17 protein-coding genes and 1 riboswitch are annotated in these 22,281 nt (G+C 62.6%); of the genes, 10 read left to right on the top strand and 7 right to left on the bottom strand.

All coding sequences use genetic code 11. The features are described from left to right. Position 1: 1 nt before the first annotated feature. The 4 genes from D0Y60_RS00895 to D0Y60_RS00880 all read right to left on the bottom strand — a co-directional run bounded on the left by D0Y60_RS00895 (position 2) and on the right by D0Y60_RS00880 (position 4,773). Positions 2-1,726, bottom strand: coding sequence for a pilus assembly protein TadG-related protein (locus tag D0Y60_RS00895; RefSeq protein ID WP_117366256.1), 1,725 nt, complete (start codon positions 1,724-1,726; stop codon positions 2-4). Continuing rightward, positions 1,726-2,148, bottom strand: a complete 423-nt coding sequence (locus tag D0Y60_RS00890; protein WP_117366255.1) for a TadE/TadG family type IV pilus assembly protein — start codon at positions 2,146-2,148, stop codon at positions 1,726-1,728. The genes D0Y60_RS00895 and D0Y60_RS00890 overlap by 1 nt, the downstream gene beginning before the upstream one ends. Positions 2,149-2,287: 139 nt before the next feature. Next, on the bottom strand, positions 2,288-2,818 hold the full coding sequence (locus D0Y60_RS00885) for a DUF1003 domain-containing protein (RefSeq protein ID WP_117366254.1): 531 nt from the start codon (positions 2,816-2,818) through the stop codon (positions 2,288-2,290). A gap of 56 nt (positions 2,819-2,874) precedes the next feature. Then, positions 2,875-4,773 (bottom strand): LTA synthase family protein, encoded by a 1,899-nt coding sequence (locus D0Y60_RS00880; RefSeq protein WP_117366253.1) that lies wholly within the window; start codon positions 4,771-4,773, stop codon positions 2,875-2,877. A gap of 316 nt (positions 4,774-5,089) precedes the next feature. Here D0Y60_RS00880 and D0Y60_RS00875 point away from each other — a divergent pair, with 316 nt between their 5' ends. The 5 genes from D0Y60_RS00875 to bluB all read left to right on the top strand — a co-directional run bounded on the left by D0Y60_RS00875 (position 5,090) and on the right by bluB (position 11,092). Further along, the gene (locus D0Y60_RS00875; protein ID WP_117366252.1) at positions 5,090-6,769 is read left to right on the top strand and encodes an NAD+ synthase; all 1,680 of its coding nucleotides are present in this window, start codon (positions 5,090-5,092) and stop codon (positions 6,767-6,769) included. Positions 6,770-6,864: 95 nt separating this feature from the next. Beyond that, a complete protein-coding gene (locus tag D0Y60_RS00870) occupies positions 6,865-7,578 on the top strand; it encodes an NYN domain-containing protein (RefSeq protein ID WP_117366251.1) in 714 nt (237 codons plus the stop codon). Between the two features lie 28 nt (positions 7,579-7,606). Continuing rightward, on the top strand, positions 7,607-8,431 hold the full coding sequence (locus tag D0Y60_RS00865) for a TolB family protein (RefSeq protein ID WP_117366250.1): 825 nt from the start codon (positions 7,607-7,609) through the stop codon (positions 8,429-8,431). Between the two features lie 126 nt (positions 8,432-8,557). Next, positions 8,558-10,069: a diguanylate cyclase gene (locus tag D0Y60_RS00860; protein WP_117366249.1), complete on the top strand. Its 1,512-nt coding sequence runs from the start codon at positions 8,558-8,560 to the stop codon at positions 10,067-10,069. Positions 10,070-10,137: 68 nt separating this feature from the next. After that, positions 10,138-10,361: riboswitch (cobalamin riboswitch) on the top strand. 44 nt (positions 10,362-10,405) lie between these two features. Continuing rightward, a complete protein-coding gene (bluB, locus tag D0Y60_RS00855) occupies positions 10,406-11,092 on the top strand; it encodes a 5,6-dimethylbenzimidazole synthase (protein ID WP_117366248.1) in 687 nt (228 codons plus the stop codon). 5 nt (positions 11,093-11,097) lie between these two features. On the opposite strand, the gene D0Y60_RS00850 is transcribed toward bluB, so the two are convergent. Next, on the bottom strand, positions 11,098-12,198 hold the full coding sequence (locus tag D0Y60_RS00850; protein ID WP_158565362.1) for a DUF2865 domain-containing protein: 1,101 nt from the start codon (positions 12,196-12,198) through the stop codon (positions 11,098-11,100). Between the two features lie 270 nt (positions 12,199-12,468). On the opposite strand from D0Y60_RS00850, the gene D0Y60_RS00845 reads away from it, so the two are divergent. Continuing rightward, positions 12,469-13,530, top strand: a complete 1,062-nt coding sequence (locus tag D0Y60_RS00845; RefSeq protein WP_158565359.1) for a phytanoyl-CoA dioxygenase family protein — start codon at positions 12,469-12,471, stop codon at positions 13,528-13,530. A gap of 153 nt (positions 13,531-13,683) precedes the next feature. Beyond that, entirely contained in the window at positions 13,684-15,267 is a 1,584-nt protein-coding gene (locus D0Y60_RS00840) for an ABC-F family ATP-binding cassette domain-containing protein (RefSeq protein ID WP_117366245.1), read from the top strand. Between the two features lie 57 nt (positions 15,268-15,324). On the opposite strand, the gene D0Y60_RS00835 is transcribed toward D0Y60_RS00840, so the two are convergent. Next, positions 15,325-17,637, bottom strand: coding sequence for an NADP-dependent malic enzyme (locus D0Y60_RS00835; RefSeq protein ID WP_117366991.1), 2,313 nt, complete (start codon positions 17,635-17,637; stop codon positions 15,325-15,327). Between the two features lie 233 nt (positions 17,638-17,870). Between D0Y60_RS00835 and D0Y60_RS00830 the strand changes: the two genes are divergently transcribed. Together D0Y60_RS00830 and D0Y60_RS00825 are read left to right on the top strand one after the other, a co-directional pair. Then, entirely contained in the window at positions 17,871-18,707 is an 837-nt protein-coding gene (locus D0Y60_RS00830) for a UDP-2,3-diacylglucosamine diphosphatase (protein ID WP_117366244.1), read from the top strand. A 108-nt stretch (positions 18,708-18,815) separates the two neighbouring features. Beyond that, positions 18,816-20,033 (top strand): MFS transporter, encoded by a 1,218-nt coding sequence (locus D0Y60_RS00825; RefSeq protein ID WP_117366243.1) that lies wholly within the window; start codon positions 18,816-18,818, stop codon positions 20,031-20,033. Here D0Y60_RS00825 and dgcA read toward each other — a convergent pair. Next, the gene (gene dgcA / locus D0Y60_RS00820) at positions 20,003-20,986 is read right to left on the bottom strand and encodes an N-acetyl-D-Glu racemase DgcA (protein ID WP_117366242.1); all 984 of its coding nucleotides are present in this window, start codon (positions 20,984-20,986) and stop codon (positions 20,003-20,005) included. The genes D0Y60_RS00825 and dgcA overlap by 31 nt on opposite strands. A gap of 134 nt (positions 20,987-21,120) precedes the next feature. On the opposite strand from dgcA, the gene D0Y60_RS00815 reads away from it, so the two are divergent. Beyond that, on the top strand, positions 21,121-22,275 hold the full coding sequence (locus tag D0Y60_RS00815; RefSeq protein WP_348627850.1) for an ABC transporter permease: 1,155 nt from the start codon (positions 21,121-21,123) through the stop codon (positions 22,273-22,275). The last annotated feature ends 6 nt before the right edge of the window (positions 22,276-22,281 follow it).

The raw sequence follows: 22,281 nt of genomic DNA, 5'->3' as shown, positions 1-22,281 counted from the left end.
TTTATTGCACCAAAGCCGGGCGCTGGCAGCGCACACCAGTGACACGGATATCCGCTTCCCCGACCCGGACGCCGACGACCAGCAGCAGGTTATAGAGCAGCTCGTCGATAGGCGCCGTCACCATTGCCAAGGTGGAGGCAAGGGCGGATGTCACCGCTTTCGGGGTACCAAGCGTGAGGAACAGGATCTGGATGTCGAGATCGAGGTTCTGAAGCAGCGTCGTGACCGAGGAGGTCAGCGTGTGGCGTGTCGAGACCGTCTTGACCGTCCGCCCGGCGATTTCGGTCGGGGAGAAGGCGAGGCGGGTACGGCCGAGGTTTTTCGCCTCGACATGGGCGATGGCATCGATGCGTACGAGGCCGGAATCGAGGATACGCGCTTTCTGGACACGGGCGTCATCGGAAAAATCCGAGAGGACCGAGGGATCGACCTTGCCGAGCGCGATCTCAGCGACGCCCGGTACAGCATCGACCGAGACATTGGCATTCTCCGCCTTGCCGCCGAGGCAGCGGATGTCGGCGAGCTTGGCTTCCGACGCGGCGACCTCCACGTAGAGCGGTAGCTTGATGCGCAGGCCGGCGAGTGCCGCAAGCCCGTCGAAACTGACTTCCACCGCAAGCCGCGTCTGCGCGCTGCGGACGGCGCTGCCGGGTTCGCCCAGACGGTGGGCGGGCGTCTCAACCGGCGGCTCGCCAATGGCGAGGCGGACGGTGACTGCGGCAAGACCGGGCAGCGACGTGCCGAGATCAAGCGCTACCTGGTTCTTGCCATTGGCAAGGGCGGCTGCGGCCGAGATTATCTGCAGCGCGTTGACCGCCATCTGCCAATCGCCGCCGGTGGCGACGGCGAGGCCCTTCTTCGGATCGATGTTGAGAATGCGCGATAGCGGCAGTTTGACCTTGCTGCTCGCCGTTGCGTGCTCGATCAGCCGGAGCGCCGATTTGGTTGTGGCGGAAAGTCCATCGACGGCCCTCATGGAAGCGAGAAGTTGCGGCATGGTAATGCCAGCATTCAGCACGTCCTCATAGGTCGCTGCCGTAAGGTTGAGCTGCGTCGCAACGGCCTTGAGGAATGGATTGACGGCAATGTCGGTATCGACGAGCGCACGGTAGTCCATCACCTTCAGCGAAAGCTTGGTGCCCAGAAGCTGGCCGAGCAGCGCGTTGAGAATGCCGTCATTGAGGCTGGCAAGCCGGGTGCCCACCGAAAAGGCCGCGATCTTGTTGCGGGCGGCCGAGCCGACGGCCGACAGAACCGGCGGCTGGTGCGTGAAGATCGACGCGATGAAAAGATCAGCGGGTCGGGTGAGCGTTACACGTGCGGCGTCGGCATCGGTGCTGGCCGGCTTGAAGCGTGCTTCCGGGGTGATATCGGGATCGGCGCTATAGCGACCGCGCTCGATCTGTGCCGTCGCGAGCGTCCTCTTGGTGCCGGGCGGCAGCGCGATAGCCTGAATGACGGTATCACCATCCTTGTCGGTAACGGTGACAGGCATGCCGTTCAGCGCGAAATAGGCGGCCGCCGATTTCGCGGCCTCCCCGATATTGGCGGCCGCGGCGATGGCGGCGAGATCTGCGGAGGCCTGCAACTGGCGTTCTTGCACGGTGAGATAACCGAAGTCGACTCCGAGCGCGATGGAGAAGACCAACAGGGGCAGGCTGAGAGCGGCGAGTGTGCCGATATTGCCGGAGCGATCAGCAAGGACGGTGGAGGGGCGCTTCATCATCACATGCCCCCTACGCGCACAGTGGCATAGCGCTCGATCTTTTCCTGCGGCAGGGCGAAGGTGAACATCTTCCAGATCGGGAGGTCGCTGGAATCGTAGGAGATGGTCACCGTGAACTGATCCGGATTTCCGGGATCGTCGGCCACCTGCACGTTCATCTTCTGCCGGTTGAGGAAGGAGTAGTTGAAGCGCGAGGCATCGAGATAGTGATTGACCAGTGTGACGCGCTCGTTCGCGTTGAGGCCGGCAACCGCTGTGCGGGCGGCATCCGCCGCAATCTGCTGCACCGAATGGGTAACAGAAAGGTAGATGCCGTAAGCGATCAGCGTAAAGAGGACTAGGAAGAATAGAGGCGCGATGATCGCGAATTCCAGTGCCGATGTGCCGGCGCGATCCTTCGACAGGCGGGACAAAACGTACATGACATCTCCTCCTTGAGACTGTCTGACGACTTGGCATTCCCGCATCCGGAAGTGGATGCACGCTTATGATGCAATCTGAATCTTAATTTCTCCTATAGATTGGTAGGCTGGATTTATGCAACCACAACTGTGTCACGTATTACCCCTTGTCGCGCAGAACGTCATGCAACCGCAGCACCTCCATTTTCAAGGCGGCAATCTCGTCGAGAAAATGCGTGTCAATCTTGTGGTGAAGCGCCATGAGCTCGATCTCGGCCTTTAGGTTTACTTCATAATCCTTGGAAGCCTCGAAGCGGTCGCGGGCGGCTTGTCGGTTCTGCGACATCATGATGATCGGCGCCTGGAGGGCGGCGAGCATGGAAAGCACGAGATTGAGGAAGATGAAGGGGTAGGGGTCGAAGGCGTTCTTGCTCAGCAGGATGGTGTTGACCACCGTCCATGCAAGTAGGAAGACGAGGAAACCGATGATGAAAGCCCAGGAGCCGCCGATGCGGGCGATGGCATCGGCGACCCGCTCGCCGGTTGCCTGCTTCGACTGATAGGCGACATTCCTGTCTTCCGACAGGATGCGCCCCTCGCGGGAATGAAGCAGGACCTCGCGCTCGGTCTCATCGAGTTGGTCGGCGGGCTTGCCGAACAGAATCTGGGCGGCGTCGTCGAAAGGTTTCATGGCGGGGCTCCGCAAGAGAATCGGAGCCCCAGTCTAGCCTCGTTTTGTGGGCGGAATCAGTAGCCTGCGCTCATCAGTTCGGCATGGGAGTTGAAGAAGCGCTCCAGGCCATACTGCTTGCCGAACATGATGTCGTGCTGGAGGAAGCGGAAGTCGCGTACCAGCGGGTCGATTTTCTTCTTACGGGCCCAGTCCGGTGTGCCGTTGCCTTTGGCGTCGATCAGCATGTAGCGGTCGATGACGCGCAGCTTGTCATGCACGGCGCCGAGGAAACCCGTATAATAAGGATGCTCGAAACCGGCTTCCTTGAGGATGTAGTAGGAAAGGAAGGCCGGGCTGATCGTGCCGACATCCTTTTCCGCACCCGTCTTGTTCGACCAGATGACGAGCGGGGTTTCGTGTTCCTTCTTCATCTGCTCGGTCGAGCCCTTGCGCGAGGCGGTGATGCCCTTCATGTAGCCGGAATTCTGGTAGACCGTGTTGAGCGGTGGCAGGTGGTCGCCGAAGACGACGATGATCGTCTCGCGGTCACGCTCCTTGGCCCAGTCCATCAGCATCTTCAGGCTCTGGTCGGCTTCCTTGACGCCCTGTGCATAGCTTGCGAGCATGCGGTTGTCGCGCGCGTCCAGCTTACCTTCGGGTGTGATGTCCGTCTTCGTGTAGCGGCCGTCGTCATAGGGGCCATGGCCCTGTAGCGTCACGGTGAAGAAAAAGAACGGATCCTCCTGCAGATCGGCCTGACGGATGATCTCCTTGGTCAGCGCCTCGTCGGATGTGAAGTTGCCACGCTTGGCGAGCGGCGGCATCTTGTCCACGTCCTTGAAGGTCTCGAAGCCGAAGGCCTTGTAAACGCTCGAACGGTTCCAGAACCAGCCCGAGAACGGATGGATGGCGCGCGCTGTATAGCCTTCCGCGCGGAAGAACGTGGCCAGCGAGGGGATCGGCTTGCGGATATATTGCTGGTAGGGAATGCTGCCGGTCGGCAGGAAGGCGTTGGAGAAGCCCGTCAGCGCCTCGAATTCGATATTGGCCGTCAGGCCGCCGAATTCCGGCGAGAAAACGTTACCGCCCTCGTTTTCGCGGATGACCGGCATCGGATCCTGCGAAAGCTTGACGCTGTCGATACGCATCGGATCCCACAGCGATTCACTCATCACGACGATGACGTCGGGCTTGGAGCGATGCGTCGTTCCGAAAGGCAGCGGCTTGGAAGGAATCTTGTCGATCGCATCGACCATATAGCCCGAGGGTGCCTGAACATTGGCCATCGGCAGGTTGATGGCGAACGCCATGACGAAGCCGTTGTGGCGATAGTTCTCCGCCTGGTCCCACATGATCGGGAACACCTTGAGGCGGTCGCGAACCCAGGAGAAATCGTTGTAGTCCATGATGGAGGCGAAGCCCGCGAGCAGCGGCAGCGCGATCGCGAGGCGGGAAAGACGCTCCTTGCGCGTCAGCGGCCGAAATCGGCGCCAGGCGAACACCCAAAGGCTGACGAGGCCGACAATTGCGATGAGGATGGCCACGGCAAGGCCGGCAGCCGTCCAAGGGCGGTCCTGTACGAGAACCGGCATCAGTTCCATGATCTGGCGGCCGAACAAGAGGTCCGTCGGATAGAGCGGGTCCGTCAGGAAAACCTGCTTCTGCTGCGATATGACACCCATCAGCACGACAAGAGGGGCGACGAAAAGCACGCCCTTGTGCTGGCGGCCGATGATTGCATCCAGCGCGAGATAGGTCAGGAAGAAGACGCCCGTCGTGGTCCAAGCCGGCTGTTCGAGATTGGTGAAATAGATCCAGGTCTGCTCAAAGGAGCCGCGCGTGATAAGTTCGACGACGACAACCGTCAGCAGTGCCAGAAGGCCGGAAACGGCAAGCGAGCGCAGGACGGCAAGCGCCTTTGCATGGCGCGCAAGGAAGCCTGCCTCGACGACAAGTCCTTCTGTGGCATCCATTGCCACGGCTGCGGGAGTGAACAGGGCCAACGCCGTCTCCAAACTTCATGAAACTTTCGTGTATCTGTCATACGGATGTCATCTTGAACAGGACATGAACGGTTTCTGAAACGTTCTCAGCATGCTTTGGTTCCGCCTGTTGCATAGCCGCACCGGCGGCGGGAACCCGCTGAAAACAGGGCCTTGGCGCATGAGCGCCCGCAAAATCGTCCGGCTTTTCATTCCCAAAACGTGCATCATGCTCTAAACAGCTTCTCGACCGTTCGAGAGTGCGGCTGCGCAGGATCGGACACAATGCAAAGACGGGTCTGCAGATATGACTTCCGAGACTGAAAAGGCGACGCTCCGTATCGCGGTTGCGCAATTGAACCCTGTTGTCGGCGATGTCACCGGCAACCTCGCCAAGGCGCGCGCGGCCCGCGAGGATGCTGCACGGCAGGGTGCTGATCTGCTGCTGCTCACGGAACTCTTCATCTCCGGCTATCCGCCTGAGGATCTCGTGCTGAAGCCCGCCTTCCTGAAGGCCTGCCGTCGTGCCATCGACGAACTCGCCGCCGACACCGCAAACGGCGGACCCGGCGTCATCATCGGCTTTCCCCGCCAAGACGAGACCGGCCGCTTCAACGCCGTTGCCGTTATCGACGCCGGTAAGGTGATTGCCGTTCGGGACAAAGTGGATCTGCCGAACTATGGCGAATTCGACGAGAAGCGCGTCTTCGATCAGGGCGCGATGCCGGGTCCGGTGAACTTTCGCGGTGTACGGCTCGGCATTCCGATCTGCGAGGATATCTGGGGCGACCTCGGCGTTTGCGAGACGCTGGCAGAAAGCGGCGCGGAAATCCTGCTCTCGCCGAATGGCTCGCCCTATTATCGCGGCAAGGTCGATATCCGCCACCAGGTCGTGCTGAAGCAGGTCATCGAGACGGGCCTGCCGCTGCTCTATGCCAACCAGCTCGGCGGCCAGGACGAGCTGGTCTTCGACGGCGCGAGCTTCGCCTTCAATGCGGACAAGACGCTCGCCTTCCAGATGAGCCAGTTCGAGGAGACCGTCGCGCTGGTCACCTTCAAGAAGGACGGCGATGGCTGGGTCTGCGACGGCGGGCCGATGTCGCGCATTCCGGAAAAGGAGGAGGCCGATTACCGCGCCTGTCTGCTCGGCTTCCGCGATTACGTCAACAAGAACGGTTTCAAGAATGTCGTGCTGGGCCTTTCCGGCGGCATCGACTCGGCGATCTGTGCCGCAATCGCCGTCGATGCGCTGGGCGAGGAGCGGGTGCGCTGCATCATGCTGCCCTATCGCTATACCTCGCAGGATTCCCTCAAGGACGCCGCCGATTGCGCCAAGATGCTCGGCTGCCGCTACGATATCGTGCCGATCGAGGCGCCGGTGACCGGCTTCCTTTCCGCCTTGTCGGAGACTTTCGAGGGAACGGAAGAGGGCATCACAGAGGAAAACCTCCAGAGCCGCGCGCGCGGTACGATCCTGATGGCGATCTCAAACAAGTTCGGCTCTATGGTCGTGACGACCGGCAACAAGTCCGAAATGTCGGTGGGCTACGCCACGCTCTACGGCGACATGAACGGCGGCTTCAACCCGATAAAGGATCTGTACAAGATGCAGGTCTATGCGCTCTCGCGCTGGCGCAACACCCATCTGCCGCCAGGCGCGCTCGGCCCGACCGGCGAGGTCATTCCGAAGAACATCATCGACAAGGCGCCGTCCGCCGAGCTTCGGCCGAACCAGACCGACCAGGATTCCCTGCCGCCCTATCCGGTGCTTGACGACATCCTCGAATGCCTTGTCGAGATGGAGATGAGCACGGAGGACATCGTCGCGCGCGGCCATGACGTCAAAACCGTGCACCGCATCGAGCACCTGCTCTACATTGCCGAATACAAGCGCCGCCAGTCAGCGCCGGGCGTGAAGATCACCAAGAAGAATTTCGGCCGCGACCGCCGCTACCCGATAACCAACCGGTATCGTGACCGCGGGTAGTGCCGCGTTAACCGCACGCAAGCAAAAGGCGGCCCTTCGATTGCGACCTGGCCGCCGTTTGCTACTATTCCCATATGCTTGGGAGATGGTAGCGAATGGGCGAACAAAATACGGTGCTTTTCATCGACGCGGAAAACATGCCGCCGTCACTCGCCGCCGTCATTCTCGATGAGGCCAAGCAACAGGGTTTCCTGTTTCATCGTCGCGTTTACGGTGACTTTTCTAGGTCGGCTCTGGCCCCATGGCTGGAAATGGTCCCGCGTCACGCTCTGACGGTCTGCCAGACGGTTGCAGGTGCGGCGGGAAAGAACGGCGCCGACATCGCTCTTGTTATCGATGCGATGGACCTGCTTCACACCACCGATGCAACTGTGTTCTGCCTTGCCACGTGCGATGGTGATTTCACGCAATTGGCGATGCGGATAAGGCGGGGCGGCGGGACATTCGTCGGTATGGGCACGACGCATGCCTCTGCGCGCTTTCGAAGCGCCTGCGATGTCTTCAAGGTTGTCGATGCCCCGAAAAGCCAAGCCAGGCAAACGGCCCGGCAGATGAAACCGGCGCGTACCTTGGCGGCGGACGTGCTGCAACGGGCTTTCGTCGCCGCGCCGCCGCTTGATGACGAGTGGGTTGGCTTGCCTGATCTCATGAAAGCCCTGAAAGCCTGTCAGCCGGATTTCGAGGTGAAAGCTTACGGCCACAGCCAGCTTTGCAAGCTGCTGGCCGTCTCGGGTGTGGAGCTCGCCGACAAAAACAGGAAAGCGCGGTTGAGAAAGCCTATGTTGAAGAAGGTGGTCGATAACGGTTAACATTCCGATTCAATGGTTGGAGTGAGATATGCGCAGCTCGGTCGAGATCCACAACATCGTCACCGGCGAAACGCGTGTCGTCTGGCAGACCGGGCAGCTGGTGGAGGCGCCGAATTTTTCGCGGGACGGGCGTTTTCTCGTCATCAATGGCGATGGGCTGCTCTATCGGCTGGCGCTCGACGGCGGTGCGCCAGAACGGGTCGATACCGGCTTTGCCGTCTGTTGCAACAACGACCATGGGCTTTCGCCCGACGGACTTATGTTGGCGATCAGCGACAAGGTGGAGTTCGGCAAGTCGGCGATCTATGTGCTGCCGGCCGAGGGCGGTGTTCCCCAACTGGTGACGCCGAACCTGCCGTCCTATTGGCACGGCTGGTCGCCGGACGGGCAGACTTTGGCCTATTGCGGCATCCGCGACGATGTCTTCGATATCTACACCATTCCAGTCTCCGGCGGTGAGGAGAAGCGGCTGACCTTTGGGGAAGGGCGCAATGACGGGCCGGATTACTCGGCGGATGGGGAATGGCTCTATTTCAATTCCAGCCGCACCGGCCGCATGCAGATCTGGCGGGTGCGCCCTGACGGCTCCGAGCCGACACGCATCACCGACAGCCCCTATGGCGACTGGTTCCCGCATCCTTCGCCCGATGGAAAACACCTGCTCGTGCTTTCCTATGACGGCGATGTCTCCGATCATCCACGCGATCTAGACGTGCGGCTGCGCCTCATGGACACGGACGGCGGTAACGCGCGGATTCTGTTCGATCTTTTTGGTGGGCAGGGCACGATGAACGTGCCGAACTGGTCGCCCGACGGCAGCGAGTTTGCCTTTGTGCGTTATGCGCCGGCCTGATTCACAACTTACAGTGAACGTAAGTTAAGCTTTCGCTCACCAGGCTGTTTAAGCGATTTTTGCGGTCTGCCAATTAGCCTCTGTTCAACAATACCCGGAACCGGGTGGGGACAGGCAGGGTTGTCGATGACGGACAGGACGGACGAGAGGCCGCCGGGAAAACGGCGCGGGGTGGGTTTTGCGATCCGCGCTGCGGCTGTCATGATCGTCGGGCTTTTCGGTGCCGCCAACTTTTTCGTCCTCGACTACGCCATCGAACGCGCCGACAGCTTTGTCGCCGAGACCGAGCGCACGCTGGTCCGCAACGAATTCAGCCACCAGATCGATCAGGTGGTACAATACCAAAGCCAATTGTCCTTCTGGGACAAGAGTTTCGCAGCGCTTGCCCATGGCATGCCGGACGACAACTTCGTACGCGACCAGATGCGCGACTGGATGTGGTCCGATTTCGGCTTCTCCTGGATGATTCTGTCATCGCCGGACGGCGAAAAAATCCTCGGCGTGCATCGCGGCGAAAAGGTTTCCGACCGCAAGGCGCGCGAAAAACTGCAATGGATGAGCGATCTCACCCGCCGCGCCGAGCGGGCCTATCGCGAGGCGCTGTCACCGGATCGCGGTGGCTGGCAGGTGGCGCGCGCTAAGGAAGACCCGGATCTTCTCACCCCGGCGCTGCCGCAGATCCACGTTTCGGGCATGCGTCTTATTGACCGCGTCATGAGCATCGTCGTCGTGCAGGCCGTTGTTCCGAAATCGCTCTACATTCCCGCAAGCCGGCTGGAGCCGACGCTGCTCATCACAGTCAAGCCTGTATCGCAGAAGATGCTGTCCAATGCGGAGCGGCGGCTCGGCGTACACGATCTCGGATTCACTCCTATCGTCACCGAAGAGCCGGGCCTCGTGATGACGCCGGTCGGAGGCGACGCCTATAATCCGATGGTCGCCTCCTGGCGTCCCAACATGCCGGGATCCTTCGTGTGGCGCTCCGCCCTGCCGCAGATCGCCATTTTCGTGCTGGTCTTCGCCAGCGTCATGCTCTTCGTGACCTTGCGCTTTTCCGGGCTGGTCAAGGCGCTCCAACGCAGCGAGGAGAAGAATGCCTTCCTCGCCCGGCACGATCCTTTGACGGGATTGAAAAACCGCAGCGGCTTCGACGAGGAGGTCCGCCGCACCATCGTGAAAGCCAACGGCAAGCCCTTTGCGATCCTTGCGCTGGACCTCGACAAGTTCAAGGCTGTCAACGACCGCCATGGCCATGCGGCCGGCGATGTCGTGTTGCAGGCGGTCGCCCGGCGCTTTTCCGAGCGCGTCGGCACCCAGGGCTCGGTGGCGCGCCTCGGCGGCGACGAATTTTCCATTCTCCTGAATGGTGATTTTTCCCGCGAAGCCCTCGTGCAACTTGCCGAAGCTCTGGTGCTCGATGCGCAGATGCCGATCGCCTATGACGGCCAACTTCTGCTCATTGGCGGCAGCGCCGGCATCGCGCAGTTCCCCGATCATGGCGGCAGCCTGCACGACGTCATGGTTATGGCGGACGCCGCGCTCTATGCAGCCAAACATGCGGGCCGCAACCGCGCCGTTCATGCCGGCGATATCGACGCCGACGCGGTGGCTGAAGCGGGCGCGGCGCGCGCGGCTTAACGTTAGCCCTCAAGTCGTTATGAGACAGGCGTGCGACGCCGGCAGACTTGATCGCGCCGGAAAGCCATGCGCATATCCTCCTGTCAGGTGCCCGTTTTTAAACGGGAGAATCGGGAATCCGGTGCGGGCGCAATGCCCAGGTCCGGAACGTGCCCAACGCTGTAACGGGGATGGCTTGCGCCGTAAAAGCTTGAATCGATTCAGGCTTTTGCCACTGGTTCTTGAACCGGGAAGGCAGGCGCGGGCCGCGGGAACCGAAGTCAGAAGACCGGCCTGACGAGATAGACCGAACCGCGCGGACGGCGGCAGGTTGGACGCATTGTTGGGGAGAAAACGATGCGAACAGAACTCTCGGACGCGCTCGTCCGGGCGGATGCCTTTCCTTTTGAGGAGAGGCGAGCCGTCTATCGCGCCATCGAAACACGCCGCGACGTGCGCGACCAGTTTTTGCCCGACGCCTTGCCCGACGATCTCGTCGGCCGCCTGCTGCACGCCGCGCACAGCGCGCCGTCGGTCGGCTTCATGCAGCCGTGGAATTTCCTGCTGGTGCGTGGCGAGGAAACGCGCCGCGCCGTGCATGGCGCCTTCCTTAAGGCCAATGCCGAGGCGGCCGACATGTTTTCCGGCAAGCGACAGGCGCAGTACCGCGCGCTGAAGCTCGAGGGCATCCTGAAGGCGCCGCTGTCGATCTGCGTGACCTGCGATCCGACACGCGGGGGCTCGGTGGTGCTGGGCCGCACGCACAATCCGCGCATGGATGTCTATTCCACAGTCTGCGCCGTACAGAATCTCTGGCTCGCGGCGCGGGCAGAAGGGGTGGGCGTCGGTTGGGTCAGCATCTTCCACGACAGCGATATCCGCGCAATCCTCGGCATTCCCGCGCATGTCGAAATCGTTGCCTGGCTCTGTGTCGGCTTCGTCGATCAGCTCTATGCCGAACCGGAACTGGCGGTGAAGGGATGGCGGCAGCGCCTGCCGCTGGAAGAGCTGGTCTTTGAGGAGCGCTGGCCGGCGGCCGGATAAGCCGATCAGTTGACGCCGGCATCGGCCGGGCGGCCGAGATCGATGGCGGACTCATTTTCCGGCAGGAAGGCGGGACCGACGGTGCGAACCTTGTGGCGTGTCGGATCGTAGACGCGATCCTCGATCTGGGCAGGGGTCTTTATGGTTTCCTGCTTGTCCTGCCGGGTGGTGATCGTCGTGATCGAGCCGGTTTCCGGCAGAGCTTCCTCTGTTGTGGCCGCCGTCTCGCCCTTCATCGCCTTCTGGCGCTTGATCATTTCCTGATAATAGGCGGAGAGATTGCAGCCGCAGGTGCCGGCTTTCGAGAGGTCGCGCGTGCGGTAGCTGAAGGCATGTTCGAGATCGCGATAGGGACGGCCGGTGACGGTGGACGTCATCTGCTCGGTTTCCTGGCCCGGCGTCATCGACTGGTAGAAAAGCTGCGTTTCCGTCTGCGGGCACATCATCGCGCAGACCTTCTGGTCGCGGCGGAAATCAAGCGGTGTCGCGCCCGAGGAAATCGGGAAGAACCCGCCATCGCAGGTGCGCACGCAGACGGTGCGCAGATTGCCGTGGCCGGCGCTGCCCCCCAGCGAGCGCAGCTGTAGCCGGCCGCTGTCTTCAGGCATGATGCCAAGCGGGAGGGTGCGTGTGTCGTCCTGCAGGGTGCGCAGAGTCTCGGTCGCGGCGATCGGCATCACCTTGGCTTCTTCATTGCAGCCGTTCGTTTCCAGCGCGGCGAGCAGACGGTTGCGCGACCCTTGCGAGGATGTGCCGTCGGCGAATTCGCGGCGCTTGCGGTCGAGGATATAGAGATTACGCTCCATCTTGCCGATGACCGTTTCGAGCGTGTCGCAGGCCGCTTCGTTTTCGCCGCCGAAGACGGTGATGCTGCCGGACGAACAGCCGAGGCGGCGCTGGTCGCTTCTGGCTTTGCGCAGCTGGATGTTCTGGCGGGCGATGGCGCCGGCATATTTGCGTGCGCTCGTCGTGTCGACCACGACACGGGGAAGATTTGCCAGTTCCGCCTGGATGCGCTCGCATACGTCGGACGCCGACGCGACGCCCGAGACGAGCAGGGGCAGGCCGGTTGCGATCGCAAACAAGAAGCGGAGGCGTCCTTTCACGTCCTGATATCCTGCAAGAGAGACTGGAGGGCGGTCTGACGCCCGCCTTGAGCACATGCACCTATCATAAGCCTCTGCGCGCGCCGTGCAACGCGCTCCCGGATTTGTGATTAACGCCCGGAGAGATAATATGAATAACGTAATCACCTTTGCGCGAGCGGCGCAATTGATCTCGCGCGGGGCTTGGTGTAGCACTCTCGGCATATACAACAGTCGGTTATGGTGCGGATCGCCCAACCGGCGGCACATTCATCCCGCAGGCAGGTGACTATGAAGATATCGTCAGTCTTGTTGAGCCCGATCTACGCGCTCGCGCTCGCATCGGGCGCGAAGTCCTTTGCCGATAACCCTGTCATTGGCAGCAAGTGGCTCAACAAAAAGGGCCTGCATGAAAAGCGCGTTTCGCTGGCCATGCGTATGGCCGCCTGGCGCCGCAGGAAGCTGGAAAACCTCGTCGCGCCGGACCACCGCCGGCAATATGCCGAGACCGGCTTCGTCAAGATCGAGAACTTTTTGTCGCCGGAGGTCTTTGCCGCCGTTACGCGCGAGCTGGCCGAGCGGGATTTCGAGCGTTACGATATGAAGCAGGGCGCGACGGTCACCCGCCGCGCGATCATCGACGATAGTGATCTCGAAACGCTGCCGGGCTTCAAGGCCGCACGTAACGACCCGCGCCTTGCCAATCTGCTGCGCTACGTTTCGTCCCATGACGGCCAGCCGCTGCTGGTGGTACAGATCGTCATGGCCCTGCCGTCCGTCGTTGCTGCCGGTTCGACGGATCCGCAGACGGCGCTGCACAGCGATACGTTCCAGCCGACGGCGAAGGCTTGGCTGTTCCTGCGCGATGTCGGTGAGGAAGACGGCCCCTTCGCCTATGTGCCTGGTTCGCATGAAATGACGCCGCAGCGTCTCGCCTGGGAGCGCGGCATCAGCGAAAACGCCGATGCGATCGAAAACATCTATTCCGCCCGCGGCTCGCTGCGCATCATGCCGGACGAGCTTGGTGCGCTCGGTTATGGTCAGCCGGTAAAGATGACCGTTAAGGCCAACACGCTCATTGTCGCCGACACGCACGGCTTCCATGCCCGTAGCCCGAGCTACAAGACGACGACTCGCATCGAGATATACGGTTCGCTTCGCCGCAATCCGTTCCTGCCGTTCACCGGCCTTCACATCGCCTCGCTGCCGTTCATCGCATCCGGCATGAACCGCTGGATCATCTCGGGCATGCGACTGCGCAGCAAGCTCGGTATCAAGGGCTCGCCCTGGCGCGATGCCGGCCTTGGCAAGGCTGACGAATGGTCCAAGCGTCTCGACCAGCCTCCGGCCTGAGGTCTTCGAATAACCCGATCGGCGGGTTGCTCTTGCAACGCCGCCGATCGGGCTCTACATAGGCCCCGTCGTCAACGCCGACCGGATGGTGCAGCATGGATTTCAACCCGACCACAAATCGACTTCGTTTTGTCCTCGGGGAAATTCGTATCCATGCCGTCCATTACTCTCTCGAAAATTTCGTGGTCCACGCCTGACGGCCACGCGCTTCTCTCCAATCTCGATCTGAGCTTCGGTCGTGAACGCGTCGGCCTTGTCGGACGCAACGGCGTCGGCAAGACGACGCTGCTCAAGCTGATAACCGGCGATCTGCAACCGCTTTCCGGCACCCTGTCCGTCGATGGCTCGATCGGCATGCTGCGTCAGAGCGTGCAGGTCGGGGCAGAGGAAACGATTGCCAGCCTGTTCGGCATTGAAGAAGGGCTTGACCTAATGCGCCGTGCTGAGCGTGGCCAGGCGGAAGCCCAAGCATTGGCAGACGCCGACTGGACGCTGGAGACGCGTCTTGCTGCCGCCCTTGCTCATGTCGGGCTGGATGCCGTGGCCGACACCCACCTTGCGGCGCTGTCGGGCGGCCAGCGAACGCGCGCGGCGATTGCGGCTCTTCTTTTTTGCAAGCCTGATTTCCTGCTCCTCGACGAGCCGACCAACAATCTCGACCGGGAGGGACGGCAGGCCGTGATCGACATGCTTGCCGGTTGGCGGGCCGGTGCCGTGGTCGTCAGCCATGACCGCGAGCTGCTGGAAACGATGGATGCCATCGTCGAGCTCACCTCGCTCGGCGCCACGCGTTATGGCGGCAACTGGAGTGCCTATCGCGAGCGCAAGGCGCTGGAACTGGCCGCGGCGCAGCGGGAATTGTCCGATGCGGAGCGGCATGTGGCTGACCTCACACGCTCGGCGCAGGCCGTGGCCGAGCGCAAAGCGCGCAAGGATGGCGCCGGCAAGCGCAAGAAGGCGAAAGGCGACATTCCGCGCATTGTGCTCGGCGCCATGAAGGAGCGCAGCGAGGTGACCGGCGGCGTGCAGGCGCGCCTTGCCGAAAGCCGGCAGGCACAGGCGGCGGAGGCCGTGGCGAGCGCGCGGGGTCGCATCGAGGTTCTGCAACCGCTCACCGTTTCCGTGCCGCCGACCCATCTCGCCGCCGGCAAGACGGTGCTGAAGCTCAACGGCGTGACGGCCGGGTATCGCGCGGAATCTCCGGTCCTTCGGCGACTTTCTCTCACGGTCACCGGACCGGAACGCATTGCGGTGACCGGGCCGAACGGCTCCGGCAAGACGACGCTGCTCAACCTCTTGACGGGGCAATTGCAACCCTTCGAGGGGCGAGCACAGGTCTTCACCGATGTCGCCATGCTCGACCAGCGCGTCAGCCTGCTCGATGCCAGCCTCACCATCCGCGACAATTTTCGCAGGCTCAATCCAGAAGCCAGCGAGAATGCCTGTCGGGCAGCGCTGGCGCGATTCATGTTCCGGGCCGATGCGGCCTTGCAGATCGCTGGCAGCCTCAGCGGCGGGCAGTTGCTACGCGCCGGTCTTGCCTGCGTGCTTGGTGGCGGTGCACCACCGCCGCTGCTCATCCTCGACGAACCGAACAACCATCTCGACATCGATTCCATCGAGGCGGTGGAGGCAGGGCTTCGGGCCTATGACGGCGCATTGATTGTTGTCAGCCACGACGAGGCGTTCTTGCAGGCGATCGGCATCACGCGGCGGGTGGAGCTGCTCAAGCCCTAGAAAACGCAAACGGCCGCCGGAGAACCGGCGGCCGTCTTTCCAATCATTCCGTTGACTTCAAGCCGGGTAAGAGGCTTCCACAACGGCGAGTGCGGCCATATTGACCACGCCGCGCGACGTCGCGGACGGCGACAGGATGTGGGCGGGCAGGGCGGCACCCAGCAGGATCGGGCCGACATGCAGGCTGTCCGTCATCGTCTTGACGACGCCGAGCGTGATGTTGGCGGCATCGAGGTTCGGGAAGACCAGCAGGTTGGCTTCGCCCGTCAGTGTCGAGTCCGGCATGACGCGCAGGCGCAGCGCCTCGGAAATGGCGGCGTCGCCGTGCATTTCGCCATCGGCTTCGAGGTCCGGCGCCTGTTCCCGGACAAGCTCCATGGCGCGGCGCATCTTGAAGGCGCTGTCCGAGTCGCGCGAACCGAAGTTCGAATGGGAAACCAGAGCTGCGCGCGGCGTGATGCCGAAGCGGCGAATTTCCTGCGCGGCCATGATGGTCATCTCGGCCACTTCCTCGGCGGTCGGCTCCATCGTCACATAGGTGTCAGTGAAGAAGGTCGCGCCACGCTGCGAGATCAGCAGGCTGAGGCCCGAGAAATCGAGCACGCCGGGCTTCTTGCCGATAATCTGGCTGACATCTCGCAGGTGGCGGGCATAACGGCCTTCGACGCCGCAGATCAGGGCATCCGCATCGCCGCGTTTGACGGCCAATGCACCGATGACGGTTTGGTTGGTGCGTACGATGGTGCGGGCGGCTTCCGGGTTGACCCCCTTGCGGCCGACGAGGCGAAGATATTCGTCGACATAGTCGCGGTAGCGCGGATCGTCTTCCGGATTGACCACCTCGAAATCGACATTCGGACGCACGCGCAGGCCGTAGCGCTTGAGGCGCGTTTCGATGATCTGCGGGCGGCCGATGAGGATCGGCAGGGCGGTGTTTTCCTCCAGCAAGACCTGGGCGGCGCGCAACACGCGCTCGTCTTCGCCTTCGGCAAAGATAACGCGCTTCTTCTCGGCCTTCTTCGCGGCGGCGAAGATCGGCTTCATGATGAAGCCGGAGCGCCAGACGAAGCGGTTGAGCTGGTCGAGATAGGCGTCGAAATCAGTGATCGGACGGGATGCCACGCCGGTCTCTGCCGCCGCGCGGGCGACGGCCGGCGCGATGCGCAGGATGAGGCGCTGGTCGAAGGGCGAGGGGATCAGATAATTCGGGCCGAAGCTCGGCGTATCGCCGGAATAGGCGCGGGCGGCGACGTCGGAGACTTCCTCGCGGGCAAGGGCTGCGATGGCGCGCACGGCGGCCATCTTCATCTCTTCATTGATCGTGCGCGCGCCGCAATCGAGTGCGCCTCTGAAGATATAGGGGAAGCAGAGAACGTTGTTGACCTGGTTCGGGAAATCCGAGCGACCGGTACAGATCATGGCGTCCGGGCGTACGGCTCGGGCCTCTTCCGGCATGATTTCCGGCGTGGGATTGGCGAGCGCCATGATCAGCGGCTTTTCTGCCATGCGGGTCAAAAGTTCCGGCTTGAGCACACCGGCGGCGGAGAGGCCGAGGAAGACGTCGGCGCCGTCGATGCTCTCGGAAAGCGCCCGCTTGTCTGTCTCCTGCGCATAGACGGCCTTCCACTGGTCCATCAGGACCTCGCGGCCCTTATAGACGAGGCCTTCGAGGTCGTGCACCCAGATGTTTTCAACCTTCGCGCCGAGCGCCACGAGCTGGTTGAGGCAGGCGAGCGCCGCCGCACCCGCGCCGGAGGCAACGATCTTGGCCTCGCCGAGCGCCTTGCCGGCCAGCTCCAGGCCGTTCAAGACGGCGGCTGCGACGATGATGGCTGTGCCATGCTGGTCGTCGTGGAAGACGGGGATGTCCATCTTCTCGCGCAGCTGACGCTCGACTTCGAAACATTCCGGCGCCTTGATGTCTTCGAGGTTGATGCCGCCGAAGGTCGGCTCCAGTGCCGAGACGACATTGACCATCTCGTCGACGGTGGGGGCGTCGATTTCGATGTCGAAGACGTCGATGCCGGCGAATTTCTTGAAGAGGACGGCCTTGCCTTCCATGACCGGCTTGGAGGCCAAAGGACCGATGTTGCCGAGGCCGAGAACGGCCGTGCCGTTCGAGACGACGGCGACGAGATTGGCACGTGCCGTGTATTCGGCGGCCGTTTCCGGATTGTCGCGGATGGCAAGGCAGGGCGCGGCGACGCCGGGCGAATAGGCAAGCGCCAGGTCGCGCTGGTTGCCGAGCGGCTTGGTTGCGGTGATCTCGAGCTTGCCGGGGCGGGGATGGCGGTGGAAGAAGAGAGCCTGCTGGTCGATGTCGCCACTGACTGGGCCGTTCTGCGTCCTCGGTTTGTCACCCGTGCTCATGATGTTTCCTGCCATATGCTGTTTTCGTTGCGGCTTCACATGCCACGAACGCGTCGCGACGTGAAGTTCCCGTAACCTTCCATAAAGCCGCATTCGCCGGCCTGTGCAATGCCTATTTGAGGACGGAAAAGGCATAGGTGTGTCATCAATTTGAAACAGGAGTCTGGTTTCAACGGGACGAAAGCCGCCGCTCCCGAACGGAACGCGGCGGCCGGCCACCGGAGACGAATCACATGACCCCGACGCCTGCCGATCCCAATGTCCGCCACTTCCGCACACTCTTCATTTCGGATGTGCATCTGGGCTCGAAAGCGGCCAAGGCGGATTTTTTGATCGACTTCCTGCGCTATCACGAGGCCGAGACGATCGTGCTCGTTGGCGATATCGTCGACGGCTGGCGGCTGAAGCGCAACTGGTACTGGCCGCAGTCCTTCAACGACGTTACGCAGAAGATCCTGCGCAAGGCGCGCAAGGGCACGCGCATCATCTACATCCCCGGCAATCACGATGAATTCCTGCGTGATTTCCCCGGCACGCATTTCGGCGGCGTAGAAGTGGCCGAGCGCATGATCCACGAGGCGGCCGACGGCAAGCGCTATCTCGTGCTGCATGGCGACGAGTTCGACGTCGTGGTGCGCCATGCCCGTGTCGTCGCCTATCTCGGTGACTGGGCCTATGACGCGGCGATCGCCATCAATGTGGTTTTCGCCGCCATCCGCCGCCGCCTCGGGTTGCCATACTGGTCCTTCTCGTCCTGGGCCAAGCAGCAGGTGAAGACGGCGGTGAACTTCATCGGCGAGTTCCAGAAGGTGGTCGTCGAGGAAGCGCGCCGCAACGATGCCGACGGCGTCATCTGCGGCCATATCCACCATGCAGTCATCACCGAGATCGACGGCATCCGCTACATCAACAGCGGCGACTGGGTGGAAAGCTGCACGGCGATTGCCGAGCATCACGATGGCGAGATGGAGCTGATCACCTGGCAGACGCTGACGGCGGTGCCAGAGCCCGTGTCGATCGCCAGCCGGAGCCTTGGCGTGGTTGCAACAGCAGGGGCAGAGGCCGCCTGACACTTTGAGACGGGGGCGGTCGACACGAAATCACCCGGCAGAAATAGCGGATTGGCGTACGTACATCGGCGTGCTAGAGCGAGGATATTCCAAGACAGGTTCCCCGCTATGACCGCCCCTTCCGGGTTCACCGTGACATCAGGCGCGCCGCCGTTCTTCGTCGCGCGCATCGCCCTCGTTTTCAGCGCCCCGATGATGGTGAACGGCATCGCCTTGCCGTTCTTTCCCGTTTGGCTCGAAACGCTATCGATGAGCGATTTCCAGATCGGCATCATCCTGGCCGTGCCGATGTTTGTGCGCGTCTTCAGCGCGCCGGTGGCCGGGGTCATCGCCGACCGGATAGGCGAACGCTCGATCATGCTGGCCTGGTCGGCCGTTCTGTCGCTCATGACGGCAATCGCGCTCTTCGCGACGGGATCGTTCTGGCCGATACTGCTGCTCTACACGCTGCAAGGCGCGGTCTATTCGCCTTATGTGCCGATAACCGAGGCGATCATGCTGTCGGGCGTGCGGCGCTGGAATTTCGATTACGGCCGGATGCGCCTCTGGGGTTCGCTCGCCTTCATCGTCGCCACCATGATCGGCGGCTGGCTCGCCGGCCTCTATGGTGGCGCCATGGTGCTGCCGGCGATGGCGGTGGGCTTTGTTTTGACCATGCTCGGCGCGGTGATCGCACCGCGGGTCGGCAAGCCGCGCCGGCCATCGCCTATTTCGGCGATCGCCACCATGCCGACGAAAAGCACGCTCCGGCAGGCGGATGTGCAGTTCATGCTGATCGGCGTCGCGCTGGTGAATTCCAGCCATGCCATGCTCTTCGCTTTCTCGGCGATCTATTGGCAGAAGATGGGCTTCAGTGGCGTGGATGTCGGCATCCTCTGGAGCGCCGGGGTCATGGCCGAGATTCTGTTCTTCCTCTTCGCCGTCCAGCTCCGCCGACGCTTCAATCTGTGGTCCATGATGATCGCCGGCAGCAGCGTTGCCGTCCTGCGCTGGATCATCTTTCCGATGGACATGTCCTTCGCCGGCTATTTCGTGCTGCAGTGCCTGCACGCTTTCACCTATGCCATCATCCATATGAGCGTGCAGAGCCGCCTCGTGGATCGCGTGGCGGAAGAGCAGGAAGCCTCCGCGCAGGGGCTCTACTACTTCTACACTGGCATCTTCACGGCGATCGCGACCTTCCTGTCCGGCTATGCCTTCAACTGGTACGGCGTGCACGGCTTCTACCTGATGTCTTGCATCGCCGCGGCCGGTCTCGCCTGCGTCGTCGCCGGCCGGTTTTTTGCCGCGCGCCTTCAGCCCCAGAGTGCCGCTTCCGGCGGATAGACCGACGATCCTTCGTATTGCAGACCAGGCACTCGGTCGTGCGCCAGCAGCAGGGGGCCGTCGAGATCGACGAAATCGGCGCCCTGCGCCAAAAGTACCGCCGGCGCCATGCCAAGCGAGGTGCCGACCATACAGCCCACCATGATCTTCAGCCTGTGTTCGCGGGCGGCTTCGCGTAGCGCCAGCGCTTCCGTCAGGCCGCCGGCCTTGTCGAGCTTTATGTTGATCGCGTCGTAGCGGTCGACGAGCTTTGCCACATCCTCCGTGCGATGAACGCTCTCATCCGCGCAGACCGGGATCGGCCGCGCCTGGTCGGCAAGCGCCGCATCGTTTCCGGCCGGCAGCGGCTGTTCGACGAGCGCGATGCGGGCCTCCGCGCAGATCGCGAAGTGATAAGCGAGGTTTTCGGGCGTCCAGCCCTCGTTGGCGTCGAGGATGATCGCGCTGTCGGGCGCCCCGGCGCGCACGGCCCTGATGCGGGCGGCATCGTCGGCGGTGCCGACCTTCACCTTGAGCAAGGCGCGGCCGGCATGCTCGGCGGCCTGGCGCTGCATGGCCTCGGGCTCGCCGAGCGAGAGCGTGTAGGCGGTGACGAGCTTCCGCGGGGCGGCGGCATTGATGACCTGCCAGGTCGGCACGCCCGAAAGTTTCGCCTCGAGGTCCCAAAGGGCGCAGTCGATGGCATTGCGGGCGGCTCCAGCCGGCATGATGCGGGCAAGGGCCTCGCGGCCGATGCTGTCCTCGACGGCACCGCGCATCTCCTCGATTGCAGAGAGCACGCCGGGCACCGATTCGCCGTAGCGGGCATAGGGCACGCATTCGCCCCGGCCGACCTGCCCGGAGGCTTCGATTTCGCAGACGACGACGTCGGCCGTCGTCTTGGCGCCGCGGGAAATCGTGAAGGCTCCGGCAATCGGGAAGGTTTCGGCGGTTGCGCGCAATCTGCGGTGCATGGGGCGGGATCCTGGCTGGCCCCGAAAAATTCGAGGCGAAAACGGGCTTTTGCCGGTTCATTCGGTGACAGATGGCCGGCGAGCCGATAAGACAGGCGCATGTTGTGCCGCAAGCACGGAAAGATGCAAGAGACTTGACCACAGCCGCCAGCCCCTCAGCCGATATCGTGAGCGAAAGCCTGCCGGAGAATGGCGGGGAGGTTTGGCGCCTGTCCGGCCACTGGGTGAACACGACCGCCGTTACCGGTGCCAAGCGCCTTGCCGACTTGGCCGCGGGCAAGGGCGGTGCGCTGGAGGTCGATCTCAGTGAGGTCTCCGAAATGGATACGGCCGGCGCCTGGCTGCTGCGTCGCGCCATCACCGAGCGGCAATCCGGCGGCGCCGAGGTGCACCTCAGAGACGGCGAGGGCGAGCGTTATGCAGACCTCGTGTCCGCTCTGCCCGAAAAGCTTGCCGAGCCGCGCACGGAAAAGGCAAAGCGGGTCACGTTGTTCGAGCGGATCTTCTCGCCGGTCGGCCGCGTCATGGTGGATGCCTGGGAGGATATGGTCGCAGCCATGTTCATTCTCGGCTCGGCGGTGCGCGGCGCGCAGCTGAAGCTCGGCCGCCGGAGCGGGCTTTCACCGGCGGCGATCGTGCATCAGATCGACCATATGGGTGTGCGCGCCGTGCCGATCATCCTGCTGATGTCGTTTCTTATCGGCGCGATCATCGCCCAGCAGGGCGCATTCCAGCTGCGCTATTTCGGGGCGGAGGTCTTCGTCGTCGATCTCGTGGGCATCCTGCAGCTGCGCGAAATCGGTGTTCTCTTGACCGCGATCATGATTGCCGGCCGCTCCGGCAGCGCCATCACCGCCGAGATCGGCTCGATGAAGATGCGCGAGGAGATCGATGCGCTGAAGGTCATGGGCCTCAGCCCCGTCGGCGTGCTCGTCTTCCCAAGGCTCGTGGCGTTGACCGTCGCACTGCCGCTGCTCACCATCATTGCGAACTTCGCCGCGCTGTTTGGCGCGGCCTGCGTCGCCTGGGCCTATTCCGGCATAACCTTCGACACGTTCCTGTCGCGTCTGCGGGAAGCCATCGATCTCTCGACCGTGGTTTCCGGCATGATCAAGGCGCCCTTCATGGCGTTGATCATCGGTATCGTCGCCGCGGTGGAGGGCCTGAAAGTCGGCGGCAGCGCCGAATCGCTCGGACGCCATGTCACGGCGGCCGTGGTGAAGTCGATCTTCGTCGTCATCCTCGTCGACGGTCTCTTCGCCATGTTCTATGCAGCCATCGATTTCTAGGGGCAC

Source organism: Shinella sp. WSJ-2 (assembly GCF_003432075.1).
Taxonomy (GTDB): Bacteria; Pseudomonadota; Alphaproteobacteria; order Rhizobiales; family Rhizobiaceae; genus Shinella.
This window is presented reverse-complemented; position numbering and strand designations above follow the sequence as displayed.

What these genes read in the sequence shown, in the direction of transcription:
- D0Y60_RS00895 (WP_117366256.1), bottom strand. Translation starts at nt 1,726, where the DNA reads ATGATGAAGCGCCCCTCCACCGTCCTTGCTGATCGCTCCGGCAATATC.
- D0Y60_RS00890 (WP_117366255.1), bottom strand. Translation starts at nt 2,148, where the DNA reads ATGTACGTTTTGTCCCGCCTGTCGAAGGATCGCGCCGGCACATCGGCA.
- D0Y60_RS00885 (WP_117366254.1), bottom strand. Translation starts at nt 2,818, where the DNA reads ATGAAACCTTTCGACGACGCCGCCCAGATTCTGTTCGGCAAGCCCGCC.
- D0Y60_RS00880 (WP_117366253.1), bottom strand. Translation starts at nt 4,773, where the DNA reads ATGGATGCCACAGAAGGACTTGTCGTCGAGGCAGGCTTCCTTGCGCGC.
- D0Y60_RS00875 (WP_117366252.1), top strand. Translation starts at nt 5,090, where the DNA reads ATGACTTCCGAGACTGAAAAGGCGACGCTCCGTATCGCGGTTGCGCAA.
- D0Y60_RS00870 (WP_117366251.1), top strand. Translation starts at nt 6,865, where the DNA reads ATGGGCGAACAAAATACGGTGCTTTTCATCGACGCGGAAAACATGCCG.
- D0Y60_RS00865 (WP_117366250.1), top strand. Translation starts at nt 7,607, where the DNA reads ATGCGCAGCTCGGTCGAGATCCACAACATCGTCACCGGCGAAACGCGT.
- D0Y60_RS00860 (WP_117366249.1), top strand. Translation starts at nt 8,558, where the DNA reads ATGACGGACAGGACGGACGAGAGGCCGCCGGGAAAACGGCGCGGGGTG.
- bluB (WP_117366248.1), top strand. Translation starts at nt 10,406, where the DNA reads ATGCGAACAGAACTCTCGGACGCGCTCGTCCGGGCGGATGCCTTTCCT.
- D0Y60_RS00845 (WP_158565359.1), top strand. Translation starts at nt 12,469, where the DNA reads ATGAAGATATCGTCAGTCTTGTTGAGCCCGATCTACGCGCTCGCGCTC.
- D0Y60_RS00840 (WP_117366245.1), top strand. Translation starts at nt 13,684, where the DNA reads ATGCCGTCCATTACTCTCTCGAAAATTTCGTGGTCCACGCCTGACGGC.
- D0Y60_RS00835 (WP_117366991.1), bottom strand. Translation starts at nt 17,637, where the DNA reads ATGAGCACGGGTGACAAACCGAGGACGCAGAACGGCCCAGTCAGTGGC.
- D0Y60_RS00830 (WP_117366244.1), top strand. Translation starts at nt 17,871, where the DNA reads ATGACCCCGACGCCTGCCGATCCCAATGTCCGCCACTTCCGCACACTC.
- D0Y60_RS00825 (WP_117366243.1), top strand. Translation starts at nt 18,816, where the DNA reads ATGACCGCCCCTTCCGGGTTCACCGTGACATCAGGCGCGCCGCCGTTC.
- dgcA (WP_117366242.1), bottom strand. Translation starts at nt 20,986, where the DNA reads ATGCACCGCAGATTGCGCGCAACCGCCGAAACCTTCCCGATTGCCGGA.